The organism is Catenuloplanes nepalensis, from assembly GCF_030811575.1.
GTDB lineage: Bacteria > Actinomycetota > Actinomycetes > Mycobacteriales > Micromonosporaceae > Catenuloplanes > Catenuloplanes nepalensis.
In genome coordinates this window covers 9,599,618-9,621,627 of record NZ_JAUSRA010000001.1, presented here as the reverse complement: position 1 = coordinate 9,621,627, position 22,010 = coordinate 9,599,618, and the positions used below count along the sequence as shown (strand labels likewise).

17 protein-coding genes are annotated in these 22,010 nt (G+C 72.5%); 12 read left to right on the top strand and 5 right to left on the bottom strand.

Annotated elements, in window-relative coordinates; all coding sequences use genetic code 11:
- The first annotated feature begins 15 nt into the window (after positions 1-15).
- The gene (locus J2S43_RS41915) at positions 16-1,002 is read left to right on the top strand and encodes an NADP-dependent oxidoreductase (protein WP_306839044.1); all 987 of its coding nucleotides are present in this window, start codon (positions 16-18) and stop codon (positions 1,000-1,002) included.
- Positions 1,003-1,070: 68 nt separating this feature from the next.
- On the opposite strand, the gene J2S43_RS41910 is transcribed toward J2S43_RS41915, so the two are convergent.
- Positions 1,071-2,444 (bottom strand): nitrate/nitrite transporter, encoded by a 1,374-nt coding sequence (locus tag J2S43_RS41910; RefSeq protein WP_306839041.1) that lies wholly within the window; start codon positions 2,442-2,444, stop codon positions 1,071-1,073.
- A gap of 226 nt (positions 2,445-2,670) precedes the next feature.
- On the opposite strand from J2S43_RS41910, the gene J2S43_RS41905 reads away from it, so the two are divergent.
- The 5 genes from J2S43_RS41905 to J2S43_RS41885 are packed head-to-tail and all read left to right on the top strand — an operon-like array spanning position 2,671 to position 9,608.
- On the top strand, positions 2,671-4,746 hold the full coding sequence (locus J2S43_RS41905; RefSeq protein WP_503125040.1) for a molybdopterin oxidoreductase family protein: 2,076 nt from the start codon (positions 2,671-2,673) through the stop codon (positions 4,744-4,746).
- Positions 4,747-4,769: 23 nt separating this feature from the next.
- Positions 4,770-6,224: an FAD-dependent oxidoreductase gene (locus J2S43_RS41900; protein ID WP_370881830.1), complete on the top strand. Its 1,455-nt coding sequence runs from the start codon at positions 4,770-4,772 to the stop codon at positions 6,222-6,224.
- Positions 6,221-8,758 (top strand): nitrite reductase large subunit NirB, encoded by a 2,538-nt coding sequence (gene nirB / locus J2S43_RS41895; RefSeq protein WP_306839035.1) that lies wholly within the window; start codon positions 6,221-6,223, stop codon positions 8,756-8,758. The genes J2S43_RS41900 and nirB overlap by 4 nt, the downstream gene beginning before the upstream one ends.
- Positions 8,755-9,096: a nitrite reductase small subunit NirD gene (nirD, locus tag J2S43_RS41890; protein ID WP_306839033.1), complete on the top strand. Its 342-nt coding sequence runs from the start codon at positions 8,755-8,757 to the stop codon at positions 9,094-9,096. Before nirB ends, nirD begins: the two co-directional genes overlap by 4 nt.
- Positions 9,097-9,110: 14 nt before the next feature.
- On the top strand, positions 9,111-9,608 hold the full coding sequence (locus J2S43_RS41885) for a DsbA family protein (RefSeq protein WP_306839032.1): 498 nt from the start codon (positions 9,111-9,113) through the stop codon (positions 9,606-9,608).
- A gap of 75 nt (positions 9,609-9,683) precedes the next feature.
- Here the strand turns inward: J2S43_RS41885 and J2S43_RS41880 are convergent, their stop codons facing one another.
- Positions 9,684-11,150, bottom strand: coding sequence for an APC family permease (locus J2S43_RS41880; protein WP_306839030.1), 1,467 nt, complete (start codon positions 11,148-11,150; stop codon positions 9,684-9,686).
- A gap of 80 nt (positions 11,151-11,230) precedes the next feature.
- Between J2S43_RS41880 and J2S43_RS41875 the strand changes: the two genes are divergently transcribed.
- Positions 11,231-11,716 (top strand): Lrp/AsnC family transcriptional regulator, encoded by a 486-nt coding sequence (locus J2S43_RS41875; protein WP_306839028.1) that lies wholly within the window; start codon positions 11,231-11,233, stop codon positions 11,714-11,716.
- A gap of 177 nt (positions 11,717-11,893) precedes the next feature.
- Here J2S43_RS41875 and nhaA read toward each other — a convergent pair whose 3' ends face one another.
- On the bottom strand, positions 11,894-13,507 hold the full coding sequence (gene nhaA, locus J2S43_RS41870) for a Na+/H+ antiporter NhaA (protein WP_306839027.1): 1,614 nt from the start codon (positions 13,505-13,507) through the stop codon (positions 11,894-11,896).
- Positions 13,508-13,896: 389 nt separating this feature from the next.
- Here nhaA and gnd point away from each other — a divergent pair, with 389 nt between their 5' ends.
- Positions 13,897-15,345: an NADP-dependent phosphogluconate dehydrogenase gene (gene gnd / locus J2S43_RS41865; protein WP_306839025.1), complete on the top strand. Its 1,449-nt coding sequence runs from the start codon at positions 13,897-13,899 to the stop codon at positions 15,343-15,345.
- A 260-nt stretch (positions 15,346-15,605) separates the two neighbouring features.
- The gene (locus J2S43_RS41860; RefSeq protein ID WP_306839022.1) at positions 15,606-15,749 is read left to right on the top strand and encodes a hypothetical protein; all 144 of its coding nucleotides are present in this window, start codon (positions 15,606-15,608) and stop codon (positions 15,747-15,749) included.
- On the opposite strand, the gene J2S43_RS41855 is transcribed toward J2S43_RS41860, so the two are convergent.
- Positions 15,727-16,194, bottom strand: a complete 468-nt coding sequence (locus J2S43_RS41855) for an Lrp/AsnC family transcriptional regulator (protein WP_306839020.1) — start codon at positions 16,192-16,194, stop codon at positions 15,727-15,729. The two genes, J2S43_RS41860 and J2S43_RS41855, sit on opposite strands and share 23 nt — an antisense overlap.
- A 137-nt stretch (positions 16,195-16,331) precedes the next feature.
- Here J2S43_RS41855 and hppD point away from each other — a divergent pair, with 137 nt between their 5' ends.
- Positions 16,332-17,534, top strand: a complete 1,203-nt coding sequence (gene hppD / locus J2S43_RS41850) for a 4-hydroxyphenylpyruvate dioxygenase (RefSeq protein ID WP_306839018.1) — start codon at positions 16,332-16,334, stop codon at positions 17,532-17,534.
- 669 nt (positions 17,535-18,203) lie between these two features.
- On the opposite strand, the gene J2S43_RS41845 is transcribed toward hppD, so the two are convergent.
- Positions 18,204-18,626: a hypothetical protein gene (locus J2S43_RS41845; RefSeq protein WP_306839015.1), complete on the bottom strand. Its 423-nt coding sequence runs from the start codon at positions 18,624-18,626 to the stop codon at positions 18,204-18,206.
- 347 nt (positions 18,627-18,973) lie between these two features.
- Here J2S43_RS41845 and J2S43_RS41840 point away from each other — a divergent pair, with 347 nt between their 5' ends.
- Both J2S43_RS41840 and J2S43_RS41835 read left to right on the top strand, forming a co-directional pair.
- A complete protein-coding gene (locus tag J2S43_RS41840) occupies positions 18,974-19,411 on the top strand; it encodes a ribosomal eL19 family protein (protein ID WP_306839013.1) in 438 nt (145 codons plus the stop codon).
- Complete coding sequence (locus tag J2S43_RS41835; protein ID WP_306839011.1) at positions 19,408-21,987, top strand: hypothetical protein; 2,580 nt, start codon at positions 19,408-19,410, stop codon at positions 21,985-21,987. The genes J2S43_RS41840 and J2S43_RS41835 overlap by 4 nt, the downstream gene beginning before the upstream one ends.
- Positions 21,988-22,010 lie beyond the last annotated feature (23 nt).

Here is a 22,010-nt window from a genome sequence, read left to right as displayed (position 1 = left end):
GGGAAGAGGAGACAGATGAAGGCGATCCGGCTGCACGAGCACGGTGGCCCGGAGGTACTGCGGTACGAGGACGTGCCCACGCCCGAGCCGAAGCCCGGCGAGGTGCTGGTGCGCGTGCACGCGGCCGGCGTCAACCCGCCCGACTGGTACGTGCGCGACGGCATGACGACGATGCCCGGCGAGACCGAGACCACGTTCGCGTTCCCGATGACGCCGGGCACCGACGTGTCCGGCGTGGTCGAGAGCGCGGCCGGCGACTTCGCCGCCGGTGACGAGGTCTTCGGCATGGTCCGCTTCCCGAGCTTCACCGGCGGCGGGTACGCGGAGTACATCACCGCGCCCACCGCCGACCTGGCCCGTAAGCCGGCCGGGCTGGACCACGTGCGGGCCGCGGGCGTGCCGATGGCCGCGCTCACCGCCTGGCAGTACCTGATCGAGCCCGGCCACGACCACCCGTCGCCGTTCCAGGCGCGCCCGCACCGCCCGGTCCCGATCGGCCAGGGCACGACCGTGCTGGTCAACGGCGCCGCCGGCGGTGTCGGGCACTTCGCGGTGCAGCTGGCGAAGTGGCAGGGCGCCCGCGTGATCGCGGTGGCGTCCGGCGGGCACGAGGAGTTCCTGCGCGAGCTCGGCGCGGACGAGTTCATCGACTACACGAGGGCCCGTCCGGCCGAGGTGGCGCGCGACCTCGACCTGGTGCTGGACACGGTCGGCGGCCCGGCCGGCCGCGAGTTCCTGGGCACGCTCAAACCGGGCGGTGCGCTGTTCCCGGTCTTCTACGCCGAGTTCGACGCGGACGAGGTCGCGCGGCACGGCGTCACGGTGTCGGCGGCGCAGGTCCGCTCGAACGGCGCGCAGCTGGCCGAGCTGGGCCGGCTGCTCGCCGACGGCACCGTGCGGGTCGCGATCGACAGCACCTGTCCGCTCGCGGAGGCGCGGGCGGCACACGAGCGGGCCGCCCGCGGCCACCTCCGCGGCAAGATCGTGCTCACCGTCGCCTGACCGGCACCGAAGCCGCCGCCGGCCCGCCCGGCCCGGAAACGGGTCAGGCGGGCCGGCGGGTGTCGCGGTCAGACGCCGGCGAGGCGGTTCGGGGATGGGCGGAGGTAGACGAACCAGGTGATGGTGAGGCAGATCAGGTAGTAGGCGATGAATGCGGCGTAGGCCGCCTCGGCTGAGCCGGTGGTCAGGAAGGACTGGCGGAACGCGACGTTGACCAGCACACCGCCGAACGCGCCGATCGCGCCCGCGATGCCGATCAGCGCGCCGGAGAGCCGGCGCGCCCGGGCCTCGGCGATCTCCGGGGCCGCGTCGCTCAGCGCGCCCTTCGCCTTGAAGATCGCCGGGATCATCTTGTACGTGGAGCCGTTCCCGACGCCGGAGAAGACGAACAGCAGCACGAAGCCGACCAGGTAGAGCGGCAGCGAACGGGCGGACGACGCGTAGAGCACCACGGCCGCGCCCGCGCCCATCGCCGCGAAGTTGAGCATCGTGACGAACGCGCCGCCGAACCGGTCCGCGAGCGCGCCACCGATCGGCCGGATCAGCGAGCCGAGCAGCGGGCCGAGGAACGTCAGGTACGCGGCCTCGACCGGCGTGGCGAACGAGTCCTTGAACTGCACCTGCAGCACCTGGCCGAACGCGAACCCGAAGCCGATGAACGAGCCGAACGTGCCGATGTAGAGCACCGACATGATCCAGGTGTGCGGGTCCCGGCTGACCTCGCGCAGCGCGCCCTTCTCGTTCGACGCCACGGTCAGGTTGTCCATGTAGAGCGCGGACGCGACCGCGGCGATCACGATCAGCGGGATGTAGAGGCCGGCGATCAGCCCGGGACGGCCGGCGCCGACCGTGGCCAGCACCGCGAGGCCGACCAGCTGCACCACGGCCACGCCGAGGTTGCCGCCGCCCGCGTTCAGGCCGAGCGCCCAGCCCTTGAGCCGCTGCGGGTAGAACGCGTTGATGTTCGCCATCGAGGACGCGAAGTTGCCGCCGCCGACGCCGGCCACGCACGCGATGACCAGCAGCGTGGTGTACGAGACGCCCGGCTGGATCAGGAACGCGGCCAGCCCGGCCGGGATGAGCAGCAGCAGCGCGCTGATGATCGTCCAGTTCCGCCCGCCGAACGTGGCGACCGCGAACGTGTAGGGCAGCCGCACCACCGCGCCGAGCGCGGCCGGGGCCGCGGTGAGCAGGAACTTCTGCGCCGGGTCGATGCCGTAGGCCGGGCCGAGGAAGAGCACCAGCACGGACCAGAGCGTCCAGACCGAGAAGCCGATGTGCTCGGAGAAGATCGAGAAGATCAGGTTGCGGCGGGCGATCCTGGCGCCGCCGTTCGCCCAGAAGTCCGGGTCCTCGGGTCGCCAGTCGTCGATCCAGCGTCCGTGCCGCCGCGCCGTTGCGGCAATCGTGTCGGTCGGGGCAAGCGTCGTGGCGGTGCTCATGATCGACTCCGGTTTCCGCGGTGAGAGATCAGCAACACGACGAAACGTAGGCAGGCGGAGTTTCTCCGGAGTTCGAGTCGTGAGTCAGGACTGCAACGGCCGTCTAACCGACCCTGACCTGCGGATGTGAGTTCACGACGGCGCCGAGGGCGCGGTGAGAGCCAGTTGACATGACCGACACGGAAGGGACGCGGCCGGGAAATCCCGCCTGGCGACGCTTCCGTACATGACCGATGGCGACCGCGTTGAAACGCACTGTCCGTACTGCGCATTGCAGTGCGGCATGACGCTGCGCGCCACGAATGATCTTATCTCCGTCGAGCCACGCGACTTCCCCACCAACCGGGGCGGCCTGTGCCAGAAGGGCTGGACCGCCGCCGACCTGCTGGATCACCCCGAGCGCATCACCACGCCGCTGATCCGGCGAGACGGCCGGCTGCAAGAGGCCAGCTGGGACGACGCGCTCACGCTGATCGCGAGCAAGATCAAAAGCATTCAGCGGCGGTACGACGAGAACGCCGTGGCCGTGTTCGGCGGCGGCGGGCTGACCAACGAGAAGTCGTACGCGCTCGGCAAGTTCGCCCGCGTCGCGCTGCGCACCCGCAACATCGACTACAACGGCCGGTTCTGCATGTCGTCCGCGGCCGCGGCCGGCATCCGCTCGTTCGGCATCGACCGCGGCCTGCCGTTCCCGCTGAGTGACGTGGGCGAGGCGGACACGCTGCTGCTGGTCGGCGCGAACGTGGCCGAGACGATGCCGCCGTTCGGCCGCTGGCTCGCCGACCATAAGGCGCGCGGCGGCACGCTGATCGTGATCGACCCGCGCGCCACGCCGACCGCGAAGCAGGCCACCCTGCACCTGCAGCCGACGCCCGGCACCGACCTGGCGATCGCGAACGCGCTGCTGCACATCGCGCTCACCGAGGGCCTGCTGGACAAGGACTACCTGGCGGAGCGCACCACCGGCTTCGACGACGTGCGCCGGACCGTGGCGAACTACTGGCCGGCCCGGGTCGAGCGGCTGACCGGCGTACCCGTGGCGGATCTTGAAAGTGCCGCGCGTGCGCTGGCCGGCGGTGAGCGCGTGATCATCCTGACCGCGCGCGGCGCCGAGCAGCACGCGAAGGGCGTGGACACGGTCTCCGCGTTCATCAACCTGGCGCTCGCGCTCGGCCTGCCCGGCCGGCCGGGCTCCGGTTACGGCTGCCTGACCGGGCAGGGCAACGGGCAGGGCGGCCGCGAGCACGGACAGAAGGCCGACCAGCTCCCCGGCTACCGCAAGATCGACGACCCGGCCGCGCGGGAGCACGTGGCGGGCGTGTGGGGCGTGGATCCGGCGACGATCCCGGGTCCCGGCGTATCCGCATACGAACTGCTGGACGCGCTCGGCACCGAGGCCGGGCCCAAGGCGATGCTGCTGTTCGGCTCGAATCCGGTGGTCTCCGCGCCGCGCGCCGGTCACGTCACCGAGCGGATCAAGAGCCTGGAGTTCCTGGTCGTCGCGGACTTCCTGCTCTCCGAGACGGCCGCGCTCGCGGACGTGGTGCTGCCGACCGCGATGTGGGCCGAGGAGGACGGCACCATGACCAACCTGGAGGGCCGGGTGCTGCGCCGGCACGCGATCCGCCGCCCGCCCGGCCAGGCCCGCACCGACCTCGAGATCCTGCACGACCTGGCCACGCGGCTCGGCACCGAGCGGGGCTTCCCGGCCGATCCGGCCGAGGTCTTCGCGGAGCTGCGCCGGGCCAGCGCGGGCGGCGTCGCGGACTACGCCGGCGTCACCTGGGAGCGGATCGACGCGAACGACGGCGTGTTCTGGCCGTGCCCGGACACCGACGGGCCGGACACGCCGCGGATCTTCACCGAACGGTTCGGCACGCCGGACGGGCGGGCCCGGATGATCCCGGTCGAGCACCGGGCCGCGGCCGAGGAGCCGTGCGCGGACTACCCGCTCTACCTGACCACCGGGCGGGTGCTGGCGCAGTACCAGTCCGGCACGCAGACCCGGCGGGTCGGCGCGCTGCGCAGGGCCGCGCCGCGCGCGTTCGTCGAACTGCACCCGGACCTGGCCGTGCGCCTCGGCGTCGCGGACGGGGACGCGCTCACCGTCACCTCTCGGCGCGGCGAGGTCACGGCACCGGCCCGGCTCAGCGACGCGATCCGGGAGGACACGGTCTTCATGCCGTTCCACTGGGCCGGCGCGGGCCGGGCGAACTCGCTCACCAACGACGCGCTCGACCCGACCTCCCGCATGCCGGAGTTCAAGGTCTGCGCGGTCCGCGTGGAAAGGGCAAATCCTTGAAGGTCACCGTCATCGGGTACGGCATGGCCGGCTCCCGCCTCGCCGCGGAACTGCGCGCGCGCAAGGCGGACGTGAAGGTCACCGTGCTGGGCGCGGAACCGCATCGCGCCTACAACCGGATCATGCTGTCGAACCTGCTGGCCGGCAAGGTCGGCGAGGCGGACGTGGAGATCACCGAGGCGGCCGGGCACGGCGTGGACGTGCGCCCCGGCACCGCGGTCGTGTCGATCGACCGGGAGGCCCGGACCGTCACCACCGACTGCGGCGAGGTCCACCCCTACGACCACCTGGTCCTGGCCACCGGCGGCGAGGCGATCATCCCGGACGTGTTCACCCCCCGTGGTCAGGGCGTTCCCCATGTCGCCGCGACCGCATCGGCGACGCCTCGATCAGGGGTGGAGCTGCCGGAGCGGGTGGCGGTGTTCCGGACGCTCGACGACTGCCGCCGGATCCTGGCCGTGGCGGAGAGCGCGCGGACCGCGATCGTGCTCGGCGGCGGGCTCCTCGGGCTGGAGGCGGCGCGCGGGCTGACCGCGCGCGGGCTGTCCGTGCGCGTGGTGCACGCGGTCGACCGGCTGATGAACCGGCAGATCGACACCGGGGCGAGCGGCGTGCTCACCCGTACCCTCGCGGGCCTCGGCATCGAATGCGTCCTGGACGCGGCCACGGAGTCGGTGGAGAGCACGCCGGACGGCATCACCGTGCGGCTGGCGGACGGCCGTGCGCTGGACGCGGACCTGCTGGTGCTGGCGTGCGGCGTGCGGGCCGAGACCGGGCTGGCCCGCGCGGCGGGGCTGCGCACGAACCGCGGCGTGCTGGTCGACGACGCGATGCGCACCGACGATCCGGCCATCAGCGCGATCGGCGACTGCGCGGAGCACGACGGCGTCACCGGCGGCCTGGTCGCACCGGCCTGGGAGCAGGCGCGCGTGGTGGCGGCGCGACTGACCGGCGAGGACCCGGACGCGGTCTACCGGCCGCCGGCCGTGGTGACCCGGCTGAAGGCGACCGGCATCGACCTGGCCGCGATGGGCACGCTGGACGGGCCGGAGGAGCTCACCTTCGCGGATCCGGCACGGGGTACGTACGCGCGGCTCGTCATCGACGGCGAGCGGCTGACCGGCGCGATCATGCTGGGCGACAACCCGGCGATCGGCACGGTCATCCAGCTCTTCGACCGCGGCACGCCGGTGCCGAGCGACCGGCGCGCACTGCTGCTCGGCCGCGCGCTCGGTGCCGCGCCGGTCACCGTGGCCGAGTCGCCGGCGCTGATGCCGGACGCGGCCACGGTCTGTCAGTGCAACAACGTCAGCAAGGGCGCGCTGGTGCGCTGCTGGCGGTCCGGTGCCCGCTCGATCGGCGACGTGGTCGCCGCGACGCGCGCCACCACCGGCTGCGGGACCTGCGGGGACGCGGTCCGCGGCATCGTCGACTGGCTGTCCTCGGTGGACAGCCCCGCCTCGGAGGTTGTGGCATGAAGCGGCTTGTCATCATCGGCAACGGGATGGTCGGGCAGCGGCTCGTCGAGGCGGTGCGCTCCCGCGACGTGGACGGCGCGTGGTCGGTCACGGTGCTGGCCGAGGAGAGCCGCGCCGCGTACGACCGGGTGAAGCTCTCCGCGTTCTTCGACGGCTCGTCGGCCGAGGACCTGAACCTGCACACCCCGGACTCCGCGGTCGACCTGCGGTTGAGCGAGCCGGTGGAGTCGGTCGACCTCGATGCCAGGATCGTGACGACCGCGGCCGGGACCTACGCCTATGACGCGCTGGTCTTCGCGACCGGCTCGTACCCGTTCGTCCCGCCGGTGCCGGGCAAGGACCTGCCCGGCGTGTTCGTCTACCGCACGCTGGACGACCTGGAGGCGATCCGCGACTACGCGGCCGGCCGGTCGATCGGCGCGGTGATCGGCGGCGGGCTGCTCGGCCTGGAGGCCGCGAACGCGATGCGGCTGCTAGGCCTGTCCACGCACGTGGTCGAGTTCGCCCCGCGGCTGATGCCGGTGCAGGTCGACGAGGCCGGCGGCGCCATGCTCCGGCGCTATGTGGAAGACCTCGGCGTGACCGTCCACACCGGCACCGGGACCACGGCTCTCAACGCCGGCGAGGACGGTGCGGTCGCGACGCTGAGCCTGTCCAACGGCGCGGTCGTCAAGGCCGACATGGTGATCGTGGCGGCCGGCATCCGGCCCCGCGACGACGTGGCCCGCGCCGCCGGCCTCGAGGTCGGTGCGCGCGGTGGCATCCTCGTCGACTCGACCTGCCGGACCTCCGCCGAGGACGTCTACGCGGTCGGTGAGTGCGCGGCCGTCGACGGCGTCTGCTACGGCCTGGTCGCCCCCGGGTACGCGCAGGCCGAGGTGGTCGCGGACCGGCTGCTCGGCGGCGCGGCCACGTTCCCGGGTGCGGACATGTCGACCAAACTGAAGCTGCTCGGCGTGGACGTGGCGTCGTTCGGTGACGCGCACGGCACCACCGAGGGCTGCCTGGACGTGACGTTCACCGACCCGGCCACCCGCGTCTACGCCAAACTGGTGCTCTCCGACGACGCGAAGACGCTGCTCGGTGGCGTGCTGGTCGGCGACGCGACGTCCTACCCGACGTTGCGGGCCGGGGTGGGGCTCGCGCTGTCCGCTCCCCCGCTGACGCTGCTCGCGCCGGCCGGTGCCGACGTCGACCCGGGGGCCGGGCTGGCGGCGCTGCCCGGTTCCGCGCAGGTCTGCTCGTGCAACGCGGTCACCAAGGACGCGATCGTCGACGCGATCCACGCCCAGGGCTGCGCGGACGTGCCGGCGATCAAGGCGTGTACCCGGGCCGGGACGAGCTGCGGGTCCTGCGTACCGATGCTCAAACAGCTCCTGACCCTGGAGGGTGTGGAGCAGTCGAAGGCGCTGTGCGAGCACTTCGACCACTCGCGGCAGGAGCTGTTCGACATCGTCCGGGTGCGCAACATCCGGTCGTTCTCCGCGCTGATCTCGGAGGTCGGCCGGGGTAGGGGCTGCGACATCTGCAAGCCGGCCGTGGCCTCGATCCTGGCGTCGCTGCACACCGGCTACGTGCTGGAGGGCGAGCAGGCCTCGCTGCAGGACACCAACGACCACTTCCTGGCGAACATCCAGCGCAACGGCACGTACTCGGTGGTCCCGCGGATCCCCGGCGGCGAGATCACGCCGGAGAAGCTGATCGTGATCGGCGAGGTGGCGCGCGACTTCAACCTCTACACGAAGATCACCGGCGGGCAGCGGATCGACATGTTCGGCGCCCGGGTGGAACAGCTGCCGCTGATCTGGAAGCGGCTGGTCGACGCCGGGTTCGAGAGCGGGCACGCGTACGGCAAGTCGCTGCGCACCATCAAGTCGTGCGTCGGGTCGACCTGGTGCCGTTACGGCGTGCAGGACTCGGTCGGGCTGGCCGTCGCGCTGGAGCTGCGCTACCGCGGCCTGCGCTCGCCGCACAAGCTCAAGTCCGCGGTCTCCGGCTGCGCCCGGGAGTGCGCGGAGGCGCGCAGCAAGGACTTCGGCATCATCGCCACGGACAACGGCTGGAACCTCTACGTCGGCGGCAACGGCGGCTTCCGGCCCCGGCACGCCGACCTGTTCGCCACCGACCTCACCACGGAGGAACTGGTCCGCACGATCGACCGGTTCCTGATCTTCTACATCCGCAGCGCGGACCGGCTGCAGCGGACCGCGGCCTGGATCGAGTCGCTGGACGGCGGGATCGAGCACCTGCGCGACGTGATCGTGCACGACTCGCTCGGCCTGTGCGCGGAGCTGGACGCCGCGATGGCCGGCCACGTGACGAACTACGCGGACGAGTGGGCCGCGACGCTGGACGACCCGGACCGGCTCGCCCGGTTCGTCTCGTTCGTCAACGCGCCGGACTCGCCGGACCCGTCGATCAGCTTCACCGTCGAGCGCGGGCAGCCGGTGCCCGTCGCCGACTCCGATTCCGCCAACCGCCAGCCGGTGCTGCTCGGCATGCCGGCCGTCACCACAGAGGGGAGCCTCGCATGATCCTCGACGTTCGAACCTTCGTCGCGGTCTGCCCGCTGGACCGCCTGGAACCGGATCGCGGCATCGCAGCACTGGTCGACGGCGTGCAGGTCGCGCTGTTCCGCACGTCGGACGGCGAGATCTTCGCGGTCGGCAACCAGGACCCGATCTCCGGCGCGTACGTGATGTCGCGCGGCATCGTCGGCAGCCGCGGCGACGCTCCCACGGTGGCGTCGCCGCTGCACAAGCAGGTCTACGACCTGCGCTCCGGCGCCTGCCTGGACGTGCCGGGCGTAAACCTGCCGGCCTATCCGGTGCGGGTGACGGACGCCTCGGTTGTCGAGGTGGCGGTGCACTGACCAGGATGGGGCACATGGACCATGTGTTCGGAAACGCGGACGCGCCGGTGACGGTGCTGGAGTACGGCGATTACCAGTGCCCCTACTGCGCGGGCGCGGCTCCGGTCCTGCGCCGGCTGGTCGAGGAGTCGGACGGCCAGGTCCGCCTGGTCTTCCGCCACTTCCCGCTGTTCGAGATCCACGAGTACGCGCTGACCGCCGCGCTCGCGGCCGAGTCGACCACGGCGGCCGGCGTCTTCTGGGACATGCACCACGTGCTGTTCAAGAAGCAGGACCGGCTGGAGGACGCGTTCCTGCGCCACTACGCGGAGGCGGTCGGCGCCGACCCGGAGCTGGCCACCGGCGAGGCCGCGCAGCAGTTCGCGCCGAAGGTGCAGGAGGACTACGCCACCGGCGTCGCCTCCGGCATCGGCGGCACGCCCAGCCTCCTGATCAACGACGCCCCCTACGGCGGCCGCATCGAGCTCGCCGAACTCCGCCGCGCCACCACCCTCACCCTCCGCCGCGCCTGACCCGCTGCCTCTCCCGTGATCGGGGCGTCCCCCATGTCGTTCCAACGGCTTGGGAAATGCCCCGATCATGTTTCTTCAGGCCGTGGCGGACTGCGGCGCGTGCGGCGACGGCGAGCGCGGGACCGTCGCCGGGGTCGTCGCGTGTGCCGTCGCCGGGTGCGCCGAGCCCGATGCCGGAGCCAGATACGCCGGATTCGCAGCCGCCGGATTCGCAGCCGCCGGATGCTCGGCCGGCGGATGCTCGGCCGGCGGATGCTCGGCCGGCGAATCCGGTGCCGGTGGCTGTGGGCGCGGGCCGCGGCCGACGGAGCCGGCCAGCGTGAGCGCGGCGAGCAGCGCCGGGGCCAGTAGAAACGGTCCGCAGCAGGCGAGCGCGACTGCGGAGAGCGCGGTGCCGACGGTGGCCGTGCGGCGTTCGCGGCCGGGCGGGAGCAGCCGGACGGCGGAGGCGGCGCCGACGAGCGTGACGGCGGCGAGGCAGGCGGCCGTGACGCGCAGCAGGAAATCAAGATCCAGATTCAGCACCAGCAGGGGTACGGCACAGGCCGCGCTCATCGCGGCGAGCAGGCCGAGGCTGCGCAGCGGGACCGCGCCGGGCTCGCCGCCGCGGGCGAACCAGCGGGGCAGCACGCGCTCGCGGGCCAGCGCGGCGCCGAGACGGGCGGCACCGGCCAGGTAGGTGTTGATGCCGCCGAAGCTGAGCAGCAGCGCGGCCACGGCCAGGATCGGGCGCGCGGCCGGGCCGATGCCGGTCTCCAGCAGCGCGCCCAGCGCGCCGCTCTCGGCCGCGCGCGGGCCGAGGACGCCGACGGTCACCACGGCCAGCGCGAGGTAGAGCACGCCGACGATGGCGAGCGCGCCCTGGGTGGAGCGCATCAGCACGCGCCGGCCGCGGCGGCCGGCCTCGTCGGCCTCGTCGGCGGCGAAGTCCGCGGAGAGGTGGCTGGCGGCCTCCCAGCCGACGAACGCGAAGAGCAGCACGCCGATCGCGGCGGCCACGCCACCGGCACCGTGCGGCGCGAACGGGGTGAAGTGCGCGGCCCGCACGTGCACGGCGGCCGTGACGATCGCGGTGCCGAGCAGGCCGACCAGCAGCGTCAGCAGCCACATCTGCACGCGGCCGGAGGTGCGCAGGCCGGCCGCGTTGACGGCGAACGCGGCGGCCATCAGCAGCACGGCGGTGACCAGCGCGACACCCCGGCCGAGGCCCAGCGCGGCCGCGGCCGCCTCCGCGCCGACCAGCGCGCCGGCGAACGTGCCGAGCGGGATGACGCCGTAGAACCAGATGCCGACCACGGCCGCGGTCCGGTCGCCGAACGCGCGCCGGGCGAACGCGGCCACGCCGCCGCCGTCCGGGTAGCGCACGCCGAGCACCGCGAACGTGATCGCGACCGGCGCGCTGAGCAGCAGCAGCGCGGCCCAGGCCAGGATCGACGCCGGACCGGCGACGGCGGCGCCGAGCTGCGGCAGCACGAGCACGCCGGGCCCGAGTACGCCGCCGAGCAGAATAGCCGTTCCATAGCGAACGTTGAGCCGTTTCATGCGGCCCAAGTTAGGCAGTTGGCAGGAGCAGACGGGGTCTCACCGAACGTTCGGTCGAAATCGCCTGTCATAGTCACGGGATGGACGAACTAGATTCGGCGCTGGTCCGCCTCCTCCAGTCGGATGCGCGGTTGTCCAACCGCGAGCTCGCCCGCCGGCTCGGCATCGCGCCGTCGACGTGCCTGGAGCGGGTGCGCGCGCTGACCCGGCGCGGCGTGATCCGCGGCTACCACGCGGACATCGACCCGAACGCGATCGGCCGGGGCGTGCAGGCGCTGGTCTCGGTGCAGGTGCGGCCGCTGAACCGGGACGTGATCAACGCGTTCAAGGCGGCGGCGAGCGAGATGACCGAGGTGCTGAGCGTGTTCGTGCTGGCCGGCGGCGACGACTTCCTGCTGCACGTGGCGGTGCCGGACCTGGACCACCTGCACGCGTTCCTGCTGGACCGGCTGAGCAAGCGGCGCGAGATCACCGACTTCCGCACCTCGATGATCTTCCAGCAGATGCAGAACCGGACCCCCGAGCCGCTCCCCGCGCCCGGCAGCCCACAAGGCCCCGCACAGTGATCCCCCACCAGAGATCCACGCGTCCCCCAGGTCGTCAGAACGACCTGGGGGACGCGTGGATCATGGGGTTGGGGTTGGGTCTGGCACGGCGTCACTGGCAGGGAGGAGCGCCAGCGACGACCGGTGCCCGCGGGAGCATGCGGATCGCACGCCGCCGGAAGCGGGCATATCAAGCTCTTAGGGCTCTTTCAGCTCTTTCACCGTCTGCGGCGGGGTCTGTCCCGGCTCGCACCGCTGCGGATCCGCCGGGCCCGGATCGAACGACGGCTCGGCTGACGGTTCCGGCGACGGTTCCGGCGACGGCTTGGTCAGCGTGGCGATCTGGGCGGCCGAGGCGAGGGCCGGCGACGTGGTGGAGGGCAGCGTGTCACGGATGTCGGACGGGATGCCGAAGCCGGACGGCGGACCCGGCAGGTTCGGCGGGACCGGCGCCACCCACGGCAGCGGTGGCAGCGGCGGCGGGCCGTCACTGGACGGTGAACAGAGCGGCGAGCGCTCGCCCATCCAGCGGATCACCCAGGCGCCGACCACGGCCGCGATGAACGAGCCGGCCAGGATGCCGATCTTCGCCTGGTCGCGGAGCCGCTCGTCGTCGAACGCCAGCTCCGCGATGAACAGTGAGATGGTGAAGCCCATGCCGGCCAGGATCGAGCCGCCGAGCAGGTGGCTGTAGCGGACCCGGCCGGGCAGCATGCCGAGGTTGGTGCGCAGCGCGATCCAGGACGCGCCGAAGATGCCGATCGTGTTGCCGGCCACCAGCGCGATCACGATGCCGATCGTCAGCGGTGACACCAGCGCGTCACGGACCACGTCGCCGGTCAGCCGGACGCCCGCGTTGGCCAGGCCGAACGCGGGGATGACCAGGTACGCCGACCAGGGGTGCAGCCGCCGTTCCATCCGTTCGCTGGCGCTGACCGTGGCGGAGGCCTGGAGGATCGCCTGTTGCACGCGTTCCGCGCTCTGCGACTCCATCAGCGCGCGGCCGTAGAGCGGGATGCGCCGGATCTGTTCCTGGGACGCGGGTTTCGCCGAGATGGAGAGGCCGATCAGCACGCCGGCCAGCGTCGGGTGGACGCCGGACTCGTAGACCGCTATCCACATGGCGATGGTGAGGAACACGTACGGCGCGAGCCGCCACACGCCGAGCCAGCGCAGCAGCAGTACCACGGCGAGCAGCACGGCCGCGACGAGCAGCGGCGTGACGCGCACGGTGTCGGTGTAGAAGACGGCCAGCACGCCGATCGCGCCGATGTCGTCCACCACGGCGAGCGTGAGCAGGAAGACCCGCAGCTGGTCGGGGCAGCGCGGGCCGAAGAGCGCGAGCACGCCGAGCACGAACGCGGTGTCGGTGGACATCACGACGCCCCACCCGTGCGCGGCCTCGCCGGACGGGTTGATGGCCAGGAAGATCGCGATCGGCAGGATCATGCCGCCGATGGCACCGAGCGTGGGGACGAGCATGGTGCGCCGGTCGCGCAGCTCACCGGAGACCGCCTCGCGGCTGATCTCCAGGCCGAGGACGAGGAAGAAGATGGCCATCAGTGCGTCGTTGATCACATGATGGAGGTCCATCTCCAGCGCCCAGCCGCCGACGTGCAGCGAGACGTGGGTGTGCCAGAGCGCGAAGTACGACTCCCACCAGGGGGAGTTGGCCCAGATTATCGCGAGCACGGTGCCGATCAGGAGTGCGGCGCCGCCACCGGCCTCGTTGCTCAGGAACGACCTGAGCGCGGGGTTGAGCGCGGGGGTGGAGATGCGCAGTGCGGGTCCGGGGCGTGGTGGAGCGGTCACGCCGGACACCCTAGCCAGAAAACCGCGGGACCGGCCGGAGGAGACCGGCCGGTCCGCGAAGGGTTACTTCTTCTTCTTGTTCTTCTTGTCCTTCTTCTTGTCCTTCTTCGACTTCTTCGCCATGTGGCTCTCCCTTCGTGGTTGACGGCAGCATCGGCACCCCGGGTTGGAGGCTTAGCCTTTCCGCCCACGTAACTCCAACGTTACCTGTTGGGCAGTTTAACTTCATGATCCGCCTCCGTGGGGGCGAACTGAACCGTCCGGTGGCCGGGCACCGTATCGCCGGGTAGCCGTCCCACATGCGATGTGAGACACGGACGACGGCCCGCATCCGTGGCAGAGTCGATCCCGAAGACTCGGGGCACACACACGAGAAGAAGCGAGATCCGATGAGCGAAGAGAAGACCGGCAAGGCGCAGATCGGGGTCACCGGCCTTGCCGTCATGGGGCGCAACCTGGCGCGCAACCTCGCCCGCAACGGCTTCACGGTCGCCGTGCACAACCGCTCGCCCGAGCGCACCCGCACCCTGGTCGCGGACCACGGTGACGAGGGCACGTTCATCCCCGGCGAGACGCTGGAGGAGTTCGTCGCCTCGCTGGAGCGCCCGCGCGCCGTGATCGTCATGGTCAAGGCCGGCGGCCCGACCGACGCGGTCATCGACGAGCTGGTCCCGCTGCTCGAAGAGGGCGACATCGTCATCGACTGCGGCAACGCGCACTTCGCCGACACCCGTCGCCGCGAGGAGGCGCTGCGCGCCAAGGGCCTGCACTTCGTGGGTACGGGTGTGAGCGGCGGCGAGGAGGGCGCGCTGCTCGGCCCGAGCATCATGCCCGGCGGCTCCAAGGAGTCGTACGCGAAGCTCGGCCCGATGTTCGAGGCGATCTCCGCCAAGGTGGACGGCACGGCCTGCTGCGTGCACGTCGGCCCGGACGGCGCCGGCCACTTCGTCAAGATGGTCCACAACGGCATCGAGTACGCGGACATGCAGCTCATCGCGGAGGCGTACGACCTGCTCCGCGAGGGCTTGAACGCGACTCCGGCCGAGATCGGCGAGATCTTCGAGACGTGGAACCAGGGCGACCTGGAGTCGTTCCTGATCGAGATCACCGCGCAGGTGCTCAAGCACACGGACGCGGAGACCGGCAAGGGCTTCGTCGACATCGTGCTCGACCAGGCGGAGCAGAAGGGCACCGGCCGCTGGACCGTGCAGTCCGCGCTCGACCTGGGCGTGCCGATCACCGGCATCGCGGAGGCCACGTTCGCCCGGTCGATCTCCGGCCACGCGGACCAGCGCGCCGCCGCGGCCCGCACGTTCGGCTCCTCGGTCGGCTCGCTCGAGGTCACCGACCGGGAGCAGTTCATCGAGGACGTGCGCGCCGCGCTCTACGCGTCGAAGGTCGTCGCGTACGCGCAGGGCTTCGACCAGGTGATCGCCGGCTCCGAGGAGTACGGCTGGGGCATCGACCCGGGCGCGATGGCGACGATCTGGCGTGGCGGCTGCATCATCCGGGCGCGGTTCCTGAACCGCATCCGGGAGGCCTACGACGCCGACCCGAAGCTGCCGTCGCTGCTGGTCGCCCCGTATTTCGCCGAGGCCGTGCAGAGCGGCGTGGACTCGTGGCGGCGGGTCGTCTCCGCCTCCGCCAGCGCGGGCATCCCGGCGCCGGCGTTCTCGTCCTCGCTGGCCTACTACGACGCGCTGCGCCGCGACCGGCTGCCGGCCGCGCTGATCCAGGGCCTGCGCGACAACTTCGGCGCGCACACCTACCGCCGGACCGACCGGGACGGCTCGTTCCACACCCAGTGGTCGGGCGACAAGTCGGAGACCCCGGCCTGATCTATGCGTCCTCTCGCATAAGTGACACCGCCTTCATGTCCACCGGCGAGCCTGTGGACATGAAGGCGGTCACCTGGCACGGCCGGCGGGACGTTCGCGTGGAGACGGTCCCGGACCCGGAGATCCGCACCTCTACGTGGTGATGGGCCCGTTCATGGGCGACGGCGACATCCTCGGGCGACCTGATCCGCGACATGACGGGGCGGGCCGCGGCCCGGACTCGGTGATCGACGCGGTCGGCATGGAGGTCCCGGAGATGAATGCCGCTGCTGACCTCGCCGGACGACGTGCTCGGCGTGGACGGATTCGCCACGCACCGGATGCCGCTGGACGACGCACCGGCCGCCTACGAGGCGTTCCAGCGGAAGACCGACGGCACCATCAAGGTGCTGCTGAAACCCTGATCAAAGGCATCACACGGTACGGAATCTGCGTCTTCAGCGCGATCACGCTCGCGGCCCGCTCGATCGCCGGGCCGGCCACGATCCGGTCGATCACCCTCTGCAGGTCCGCGTTGCTGCGCGCGACCACGCGCAGGAACAGGTCCGCGGCGCCGGTGACCGTGTGCGCCTCCAGCACCTCCGGGATCCCGTCCAGGTGCGTCGCGACCGCGTCGTGGCCGGCGCCCTGCCGGATCTCCAGCGTCACGAACGCGGTCACCTCGAAGCCGAGCGCGGCCGGCGAGACGGACGGCGCGAACGACGTGATCACGCCGCGCCGCTCCAGGCGGTCGAGCCGGGCCTGCACCGTGCCGCGGGCCACCCCGAGCCGGCGGGACGCCTCCAGCACACCGATCCGCGGGTCCTCGTCGAAGATCCGCAGGATGCGCGCGTCCAGCTCGTCGATCACGCAATTTGTATAGCAGTTCACGCCTCGATTACGGCAGTGTGGCCAGGTTGTTCAGCTTTCGTTGTGACTGTTGCGTCGTCTCGCCGGGGGCGCTGCGATGGGGGCACACCCTTTGCTTCTCGGTTGGAGGCCCGCTCGTGACCAGCGCACCGCTCACCGATCAGGAACGCCAGGCCCAGCTCGACGCCGACACCCTCCGGCAGCTCGTCGGCCTCGTGGAGTACGACGCCAGCCGCGACCCGTTCCCGGTCACCGGGTGGGACGCGGTCGTCTTCGTCGTCGGCAACGCCACCCAGACCGCCCACTGGTACCAGTCCGCGTTCGGCATGGAGCTCGTCGCGTACTCCGGCCCGGAGACCGGCAACCGCGACCACAGGGCGTTCGTGCTGAAGAGCGGCTCCTGCCGCTTCGTGATCAAGGGCGGCGTGGCGCCGGACAGCCCGCTGCTCGACCACCACCGCGCGCACGGCGACGGCGTCGCGGACATCGCGCTCGAGGTCCCGGACGTGGACCGGTGCGTGGCCCAGGCGGTCTCCGCGGGCGCGACCGTGCTGGAGCATCCGCACGACGTCAGCGACTCGTTCGGCACGGTCCGGACCGCCGCGATCGCGGCGTACGGCGACACCCGGCACACGCTGGTCGACCGGTCCCGCTACACCGGCCCCTACCTGCCCGGATACGTCGCCCGCAGCTCTGCTTACGTCAAGCGGGACGGCGCGCCGAAGCGGCTGTTCCAGGCGCTGGACCACGTGGTCGGCAACGTCGAGCTGGGCCGGATGGACGAGTGGGTCGAGTTCTACCGCCGGGTGATGGGCTTCGTGAACATGGCGGAGTTCATCGGCGACGACATCGCCACCGACTACTCCGCGCTGATGAGCAAGGTGGTGGCGAACGGCAACCACCGGGTCAAGTTCCCGCTCAACGAGCCGGCCGTGGCCAAGAAGAAGTCCCAGATCGACGAGTTCCTGGAGTTCTACGGCGGGCCGGGCGCGCAGCACCTGGCGCTGGCCACGAACGACATCCTGCGCACGGTCGACGCGATGCGCGCGGAGGGCGTCGAGTTCCTGGCCACGCCGCCCAGCTACTACGAGGATCCGGCGTTGCGGGCGCGGATCGGCGAGGTGCGGGTGCCGATCGAGGAGCTGCAGTCGCGCGGAATCCTGGTCGACCGGGACGAGGACGGCTACCTGCTGCAGATCTTCACCGCGCCGATCGGCGACCGGCCGACCGTCTTCTTCGAGCTCATCGAGCGGCACGGGTCGCTCGGGTTCGGCAAGGGCAACTTCAAGGCGCTGTTCGAGGCGATCGAGCGTGAGCAGGAGCGACGCGGAAACCTGTAGATTCCTCGCCTTTGCCCGCCCGCAGGTCACCGTGCGTGACTTCCGGGCGGGCTTTTCCTTAGGTGTTGGTTAAGTTCCGCCGGTCAGCCCCAAATCCGCCCGCCGGTTCGATCCGGAGCGCCGTCCGTTGCGTACTGCCGGTTGAGGTCGTGCACGACCTCGACACGGGCCGCCCGGCACACCCCTTCAATCGCCGGGCCCGGTCCGGTGACGGACGGAGGGCGGCATGGAACGGGCCACGGCCACCGATTTCGAGGCGGGCCAGGCTTTCGGCCCGGCCTTTGAGGCGGGCCAGGCTTACACGGCGGGGCAGACGTCCACGACGGGCGACGCCTCCGCGACGGGCCAGGCTTCCGCAGCGGATCAGGCTTTCGCCGGGGGGCAGGCTTTCGCGGGCGGTCCGACTTCCGCGGGGGGCCGGCCTTTCGCCGGAGGCGAGGCTTTCACGGGCGGTCAGGCTTTCGCCGGAGATCAAGCCTTCGCGGACGGGCAGGCCTTCGCCGGAAGCCGGGCTTTCACGGGCGGTCAAGCTTTCGCCGGAGGTCAGGCTTTCACGGATGGCCCGGCTTTCGCCGGAGGTCAGGCTGTCACGGATGGCCCGGCTTTCGCGGGCGGTCAGGCGTTCGCGGGAGATCAGGCGTTCGCGGGAGATCAGGCGTTCGCGGGAGATCAGGCGTTCGCGGCGGGAGACGGCGTGGAGCGGGGCTTCTCGGCGCAGGCAGGCGGGATGCCGGTCGATGCGGTGCCGGCGCAGTCGGCGCCGATGTGGGAGGTTCCGGACCGGCCCGGTGAGCAGCGGGCCGCGATCTTCGGCGGGCCGGCCGGCTCACCGGCGACGCCGTCGTCCGCGACGCCGTCGTCCGCGACGCGGCCGCCCGCAGTGACGCCGCCCGCGCAGCCCACACCGCCCGCGCAGCCCACGCCGTCCATGCAGCCCACGCCGTCCGCGCAGCCCGTCGCTGCTCCGGAGGCCACCGCGGCCGAGTTCGATCCGGAGGCGGAGCTGGAGGACCGGTTCCCCCGGGCGCCACGCACCAACCGGGACGCCTGGCGCGGCATCGAGACGCCGGGCAGCGCGTCCACCCTGATCAAGCCCGCCGGCCCCGGCGCCGCGCCGGCGCCCCACGAAGGCGAACCGGCCTTCATCGACCTGGGGTCGCGCGCCGGCTCGGACGAGCCACGCGGCCTGCGCGCGATGCTGTCCGGTCTGGTCGGCCGGGCCCGATCGGCGAAATCAGCCAAATCGCCCAAGCCGCCGAAGCATCCCCGCACCCGGGAGCGTCCGGCGGCGACCGACAACCCTTGGTCCGACCAGAACCTCGACGGTACGGGCCGGTCCTGGCCCGCAGCAGCCCCACCGCACGAATCCGGCACCACGCCGCCGCTGGGCGCCACCACGCCGGATCCGCGAGGCGGGACCACAGCGAACCTACCGGCCGATGCCGCCGCAGGCCGTCGCGGTGGCGCCACGGGCAGTCACGGTGGCGCCACGGGCGTTGGCAGTGACGTCACAGGCGTTGGCAGTGACGTCACAGGCATTCGCGATGGCGCCGCAGGCCTGCGCGGTGACGCCGCGGGCATCCGCCATGGCGCTACAGGCGTTCGCGATAACGCGGCAGGCATGCGCGGTAACGCCGCAGGACTTCGTGGTGACGCCGCAGGACTTCGTGGTGACGCCGCAGGGCTTCACGGTGACGCCGCAGGGCTTCACGGTGACGCCGCAGGGCTTCACGGTGACGCCGCAGGCATCGGCGGTGACGCCGCAGGCATCGGCGGTGACGCCGCAGGCATCGGCGGTGACGCCGCCGGCATCGGCGGTGACGCCGCCGGCGTTCGCGGTGACGCTGCGGCGGGCCGGCGCGATGGCGAGCCGGTGAGCCCGTCGAAGGGCTCGATGCAGCCGTGGCCGTCGCCGATCCCGCAGGACGGCCTGTCGCTGATGCCGCAGGACGACCACACGCCGGCGTGGCCGGTACCGGGCGACCCGGCCTACACCTCCGCGGACGCGCACGCCACCTCCGGGAACGGGAACGGGAACGGCACGTTCGACGGCTCGGACGGTGGCCGGGACGACCGGGCGGCGGCCGTGTTCCCGGCCGACGGTGACACCGCGGCTGACAACCCGGAGAGCAGCGGCGGCACCCGCAGTTGGGGCAGCCCGGCCTCCTGGCCGTCCACGCCCACGCCGTACGCGGGGACACCCGGCACGCCCGCGCCGGTCAGCTGGCCCGATGCCGCCGCACCGGAACCGTCCTCGACCGGTTCGAGATTCTTCGGCCCGGTCTCTCCGGCGGAGGCGCCGGGCGCGACGCCGCCGCCGGACACCGGCGAGAACGCCGGACTGACCCGCACGGCGTTCGACGGCCCGGCCGCACCGGCGCCCGGCACGGCCACGGGCAGGCCGGTGTGGAACACCGCCGGATCCGCGGAGGCGGCGTTCGTACCGGTCGCACCGGCCGATCCCGAGCCGGCCTCCGAGTGGTTCACGCATGTCGAGCCGCGCCTGTCGGACCCGGCGGCACCGGCGACACCGCCGGCACCGGGCCGGCCGGAGACGCCCGGCACCACGCCGAACACCACGGAACTCACCCTCACCGCACCGGCATTCCCGCAACCCGGCCCGGCGCCCGCACCGGCAGCCACCCAGCCGGGTCCGGCGGATGGCGCCGCCGCGCAGCCGCGGGCGGAGACCCTGAGCCAGAACGGCTGGGCCGAACGCCCGCCGGTGGTCGACCTCTGGGCCGACGCCGACGGCACCGCCTGGACGACGACGCCGACGGCTCCGCAGCCCGTCACGTCACCGCAGCTCACCACGTCGCCGCAGCTCAGCCCCGAACCGCCGCCCACGGCAGCGATGGAGCGCACCGGGGCGCCGCAGCCCACCGGAGCACCGTGGGGCACCCCGGAGCACCCGCCCACCGCTACGTCACAACCCACCACAGCGCCGTGGGCCACCGCGGAGCAGCAGCCGTTCGCGTCGCAACGGTCCGCGCCACCTCAGCCTGCCGGGTTCGATCTGGACGGGGAGTCGCGGACCTTCCCTGCCGTGCCGGAGACCGCGCCCGAGCCGGGCGCGCCGCCGGCCGCCGCGCCCGGCTGGGACGAGCCCGCGCCGCGGGACGATCCGTACGCCATGTATCGCCGGCCCGCCTCCGGCGCGGAGACGCCGGCCTGGGACACCACGCCGTCCTGGGCCTCCCCCTCGGCGGTCCCGGGCGACCCGGACCGCGGCACCCGCGAGCAGCCACCGCTGCGCAGCCCGGACGCCGCCGTTACCGGCTGGCCCGCCGCTACTCCGAGCTGGTCCGCCACCGATCCGAACTGGTCCGGCCGGGCCGAACGGGTCGCGGAGGGTCAGTCCTCCGGCGCGCGGGACGATCGCGCGGACGGCACCATGACCACCGGTCGCGACCAGGTCCCGGGTCGCGACCGGTCCCAGCCCGCCGGACAGCCGTCCTGGTCGGACGTGCCGGCACCGCCGGCCCACCTGGCCACGCCGCCGCCCCCCGGCCCGGACCGCCCGGCCCCGCCCGGCCGCCGGTCCGCCGACCGCCGCGCCGCCTCCACCGACCACCGCGCCACCGAGCACGGCCCGGCCGAGTCCGGTCCGGGCGAGCACGGGCCCGGCGAGCAGCCGCCCGGCCGCCGGGAGGCGAAGCCGCGGCACGGCGCCGAGAGCGACGTGCGCGTGCTCAGCACCTACACCGGGGACGCGGAGGAGAAGCCGCGCCGCCGGGGCCTCGGCATTCTGGTGGCCGCCGCCGTGGTGGCGGTGGCCGTCGCGGGTGGCGGGCTGGCGGCGCTGCGCGGCGTACCCGGGCTGAATCTCGCCGCCGCCGGGAACGGCCCGCACGCGATCTCGGCGCCGCTGGACGGCCGGGACGCGCTCACCTTCGACCTGGTCTCCGGCGTCACCTCGGTCAGCGTGACCAGCGACGACCTCGAGGGCGACCTCTACCGCATCTCGACGCCGGAGGACTCGAGCATGCGGCCGGAGGCGATCGACCAGGGCGACCGGCTGATGCTGCAGATGGCCGAGACCGGCCAGCGCGGCCCGAGCCTGGTCGAGGTGCGGCTGAGCTCCGAGGTGCGCTGGGACGTGCGGCTGACCGGCGGCGCCACCGAGCACGTGGTCGACTTCAGCGCGGGGCGGCTGGCCGGCTTCGACGTGCTGGGCGGCGCGACGCGGCTGGAGCTGACGCTACCGGAGCCGGAGAAGTCCGTACGCCTGAAGGTCAGCTCCGGCATCAGCCAGCTGGTGCTGCGGACGCCCGAGGACGTACCGTCGCGGCTCCGGTTCGCCGCGGGCGCGGACAGCGTCACACTTCTGGGTGACGCGCGCGGCCGGGTCGCGCCGAACTCGCGCTTCACGCCGAAGGCGTGGGAGGACGCGGACGACCGCTACGACATAGCCATCACCGGCGGCGTCGGCACCTTCACGCTGGAACAGTGAACAGCTGGAACAGTGAACAGCTG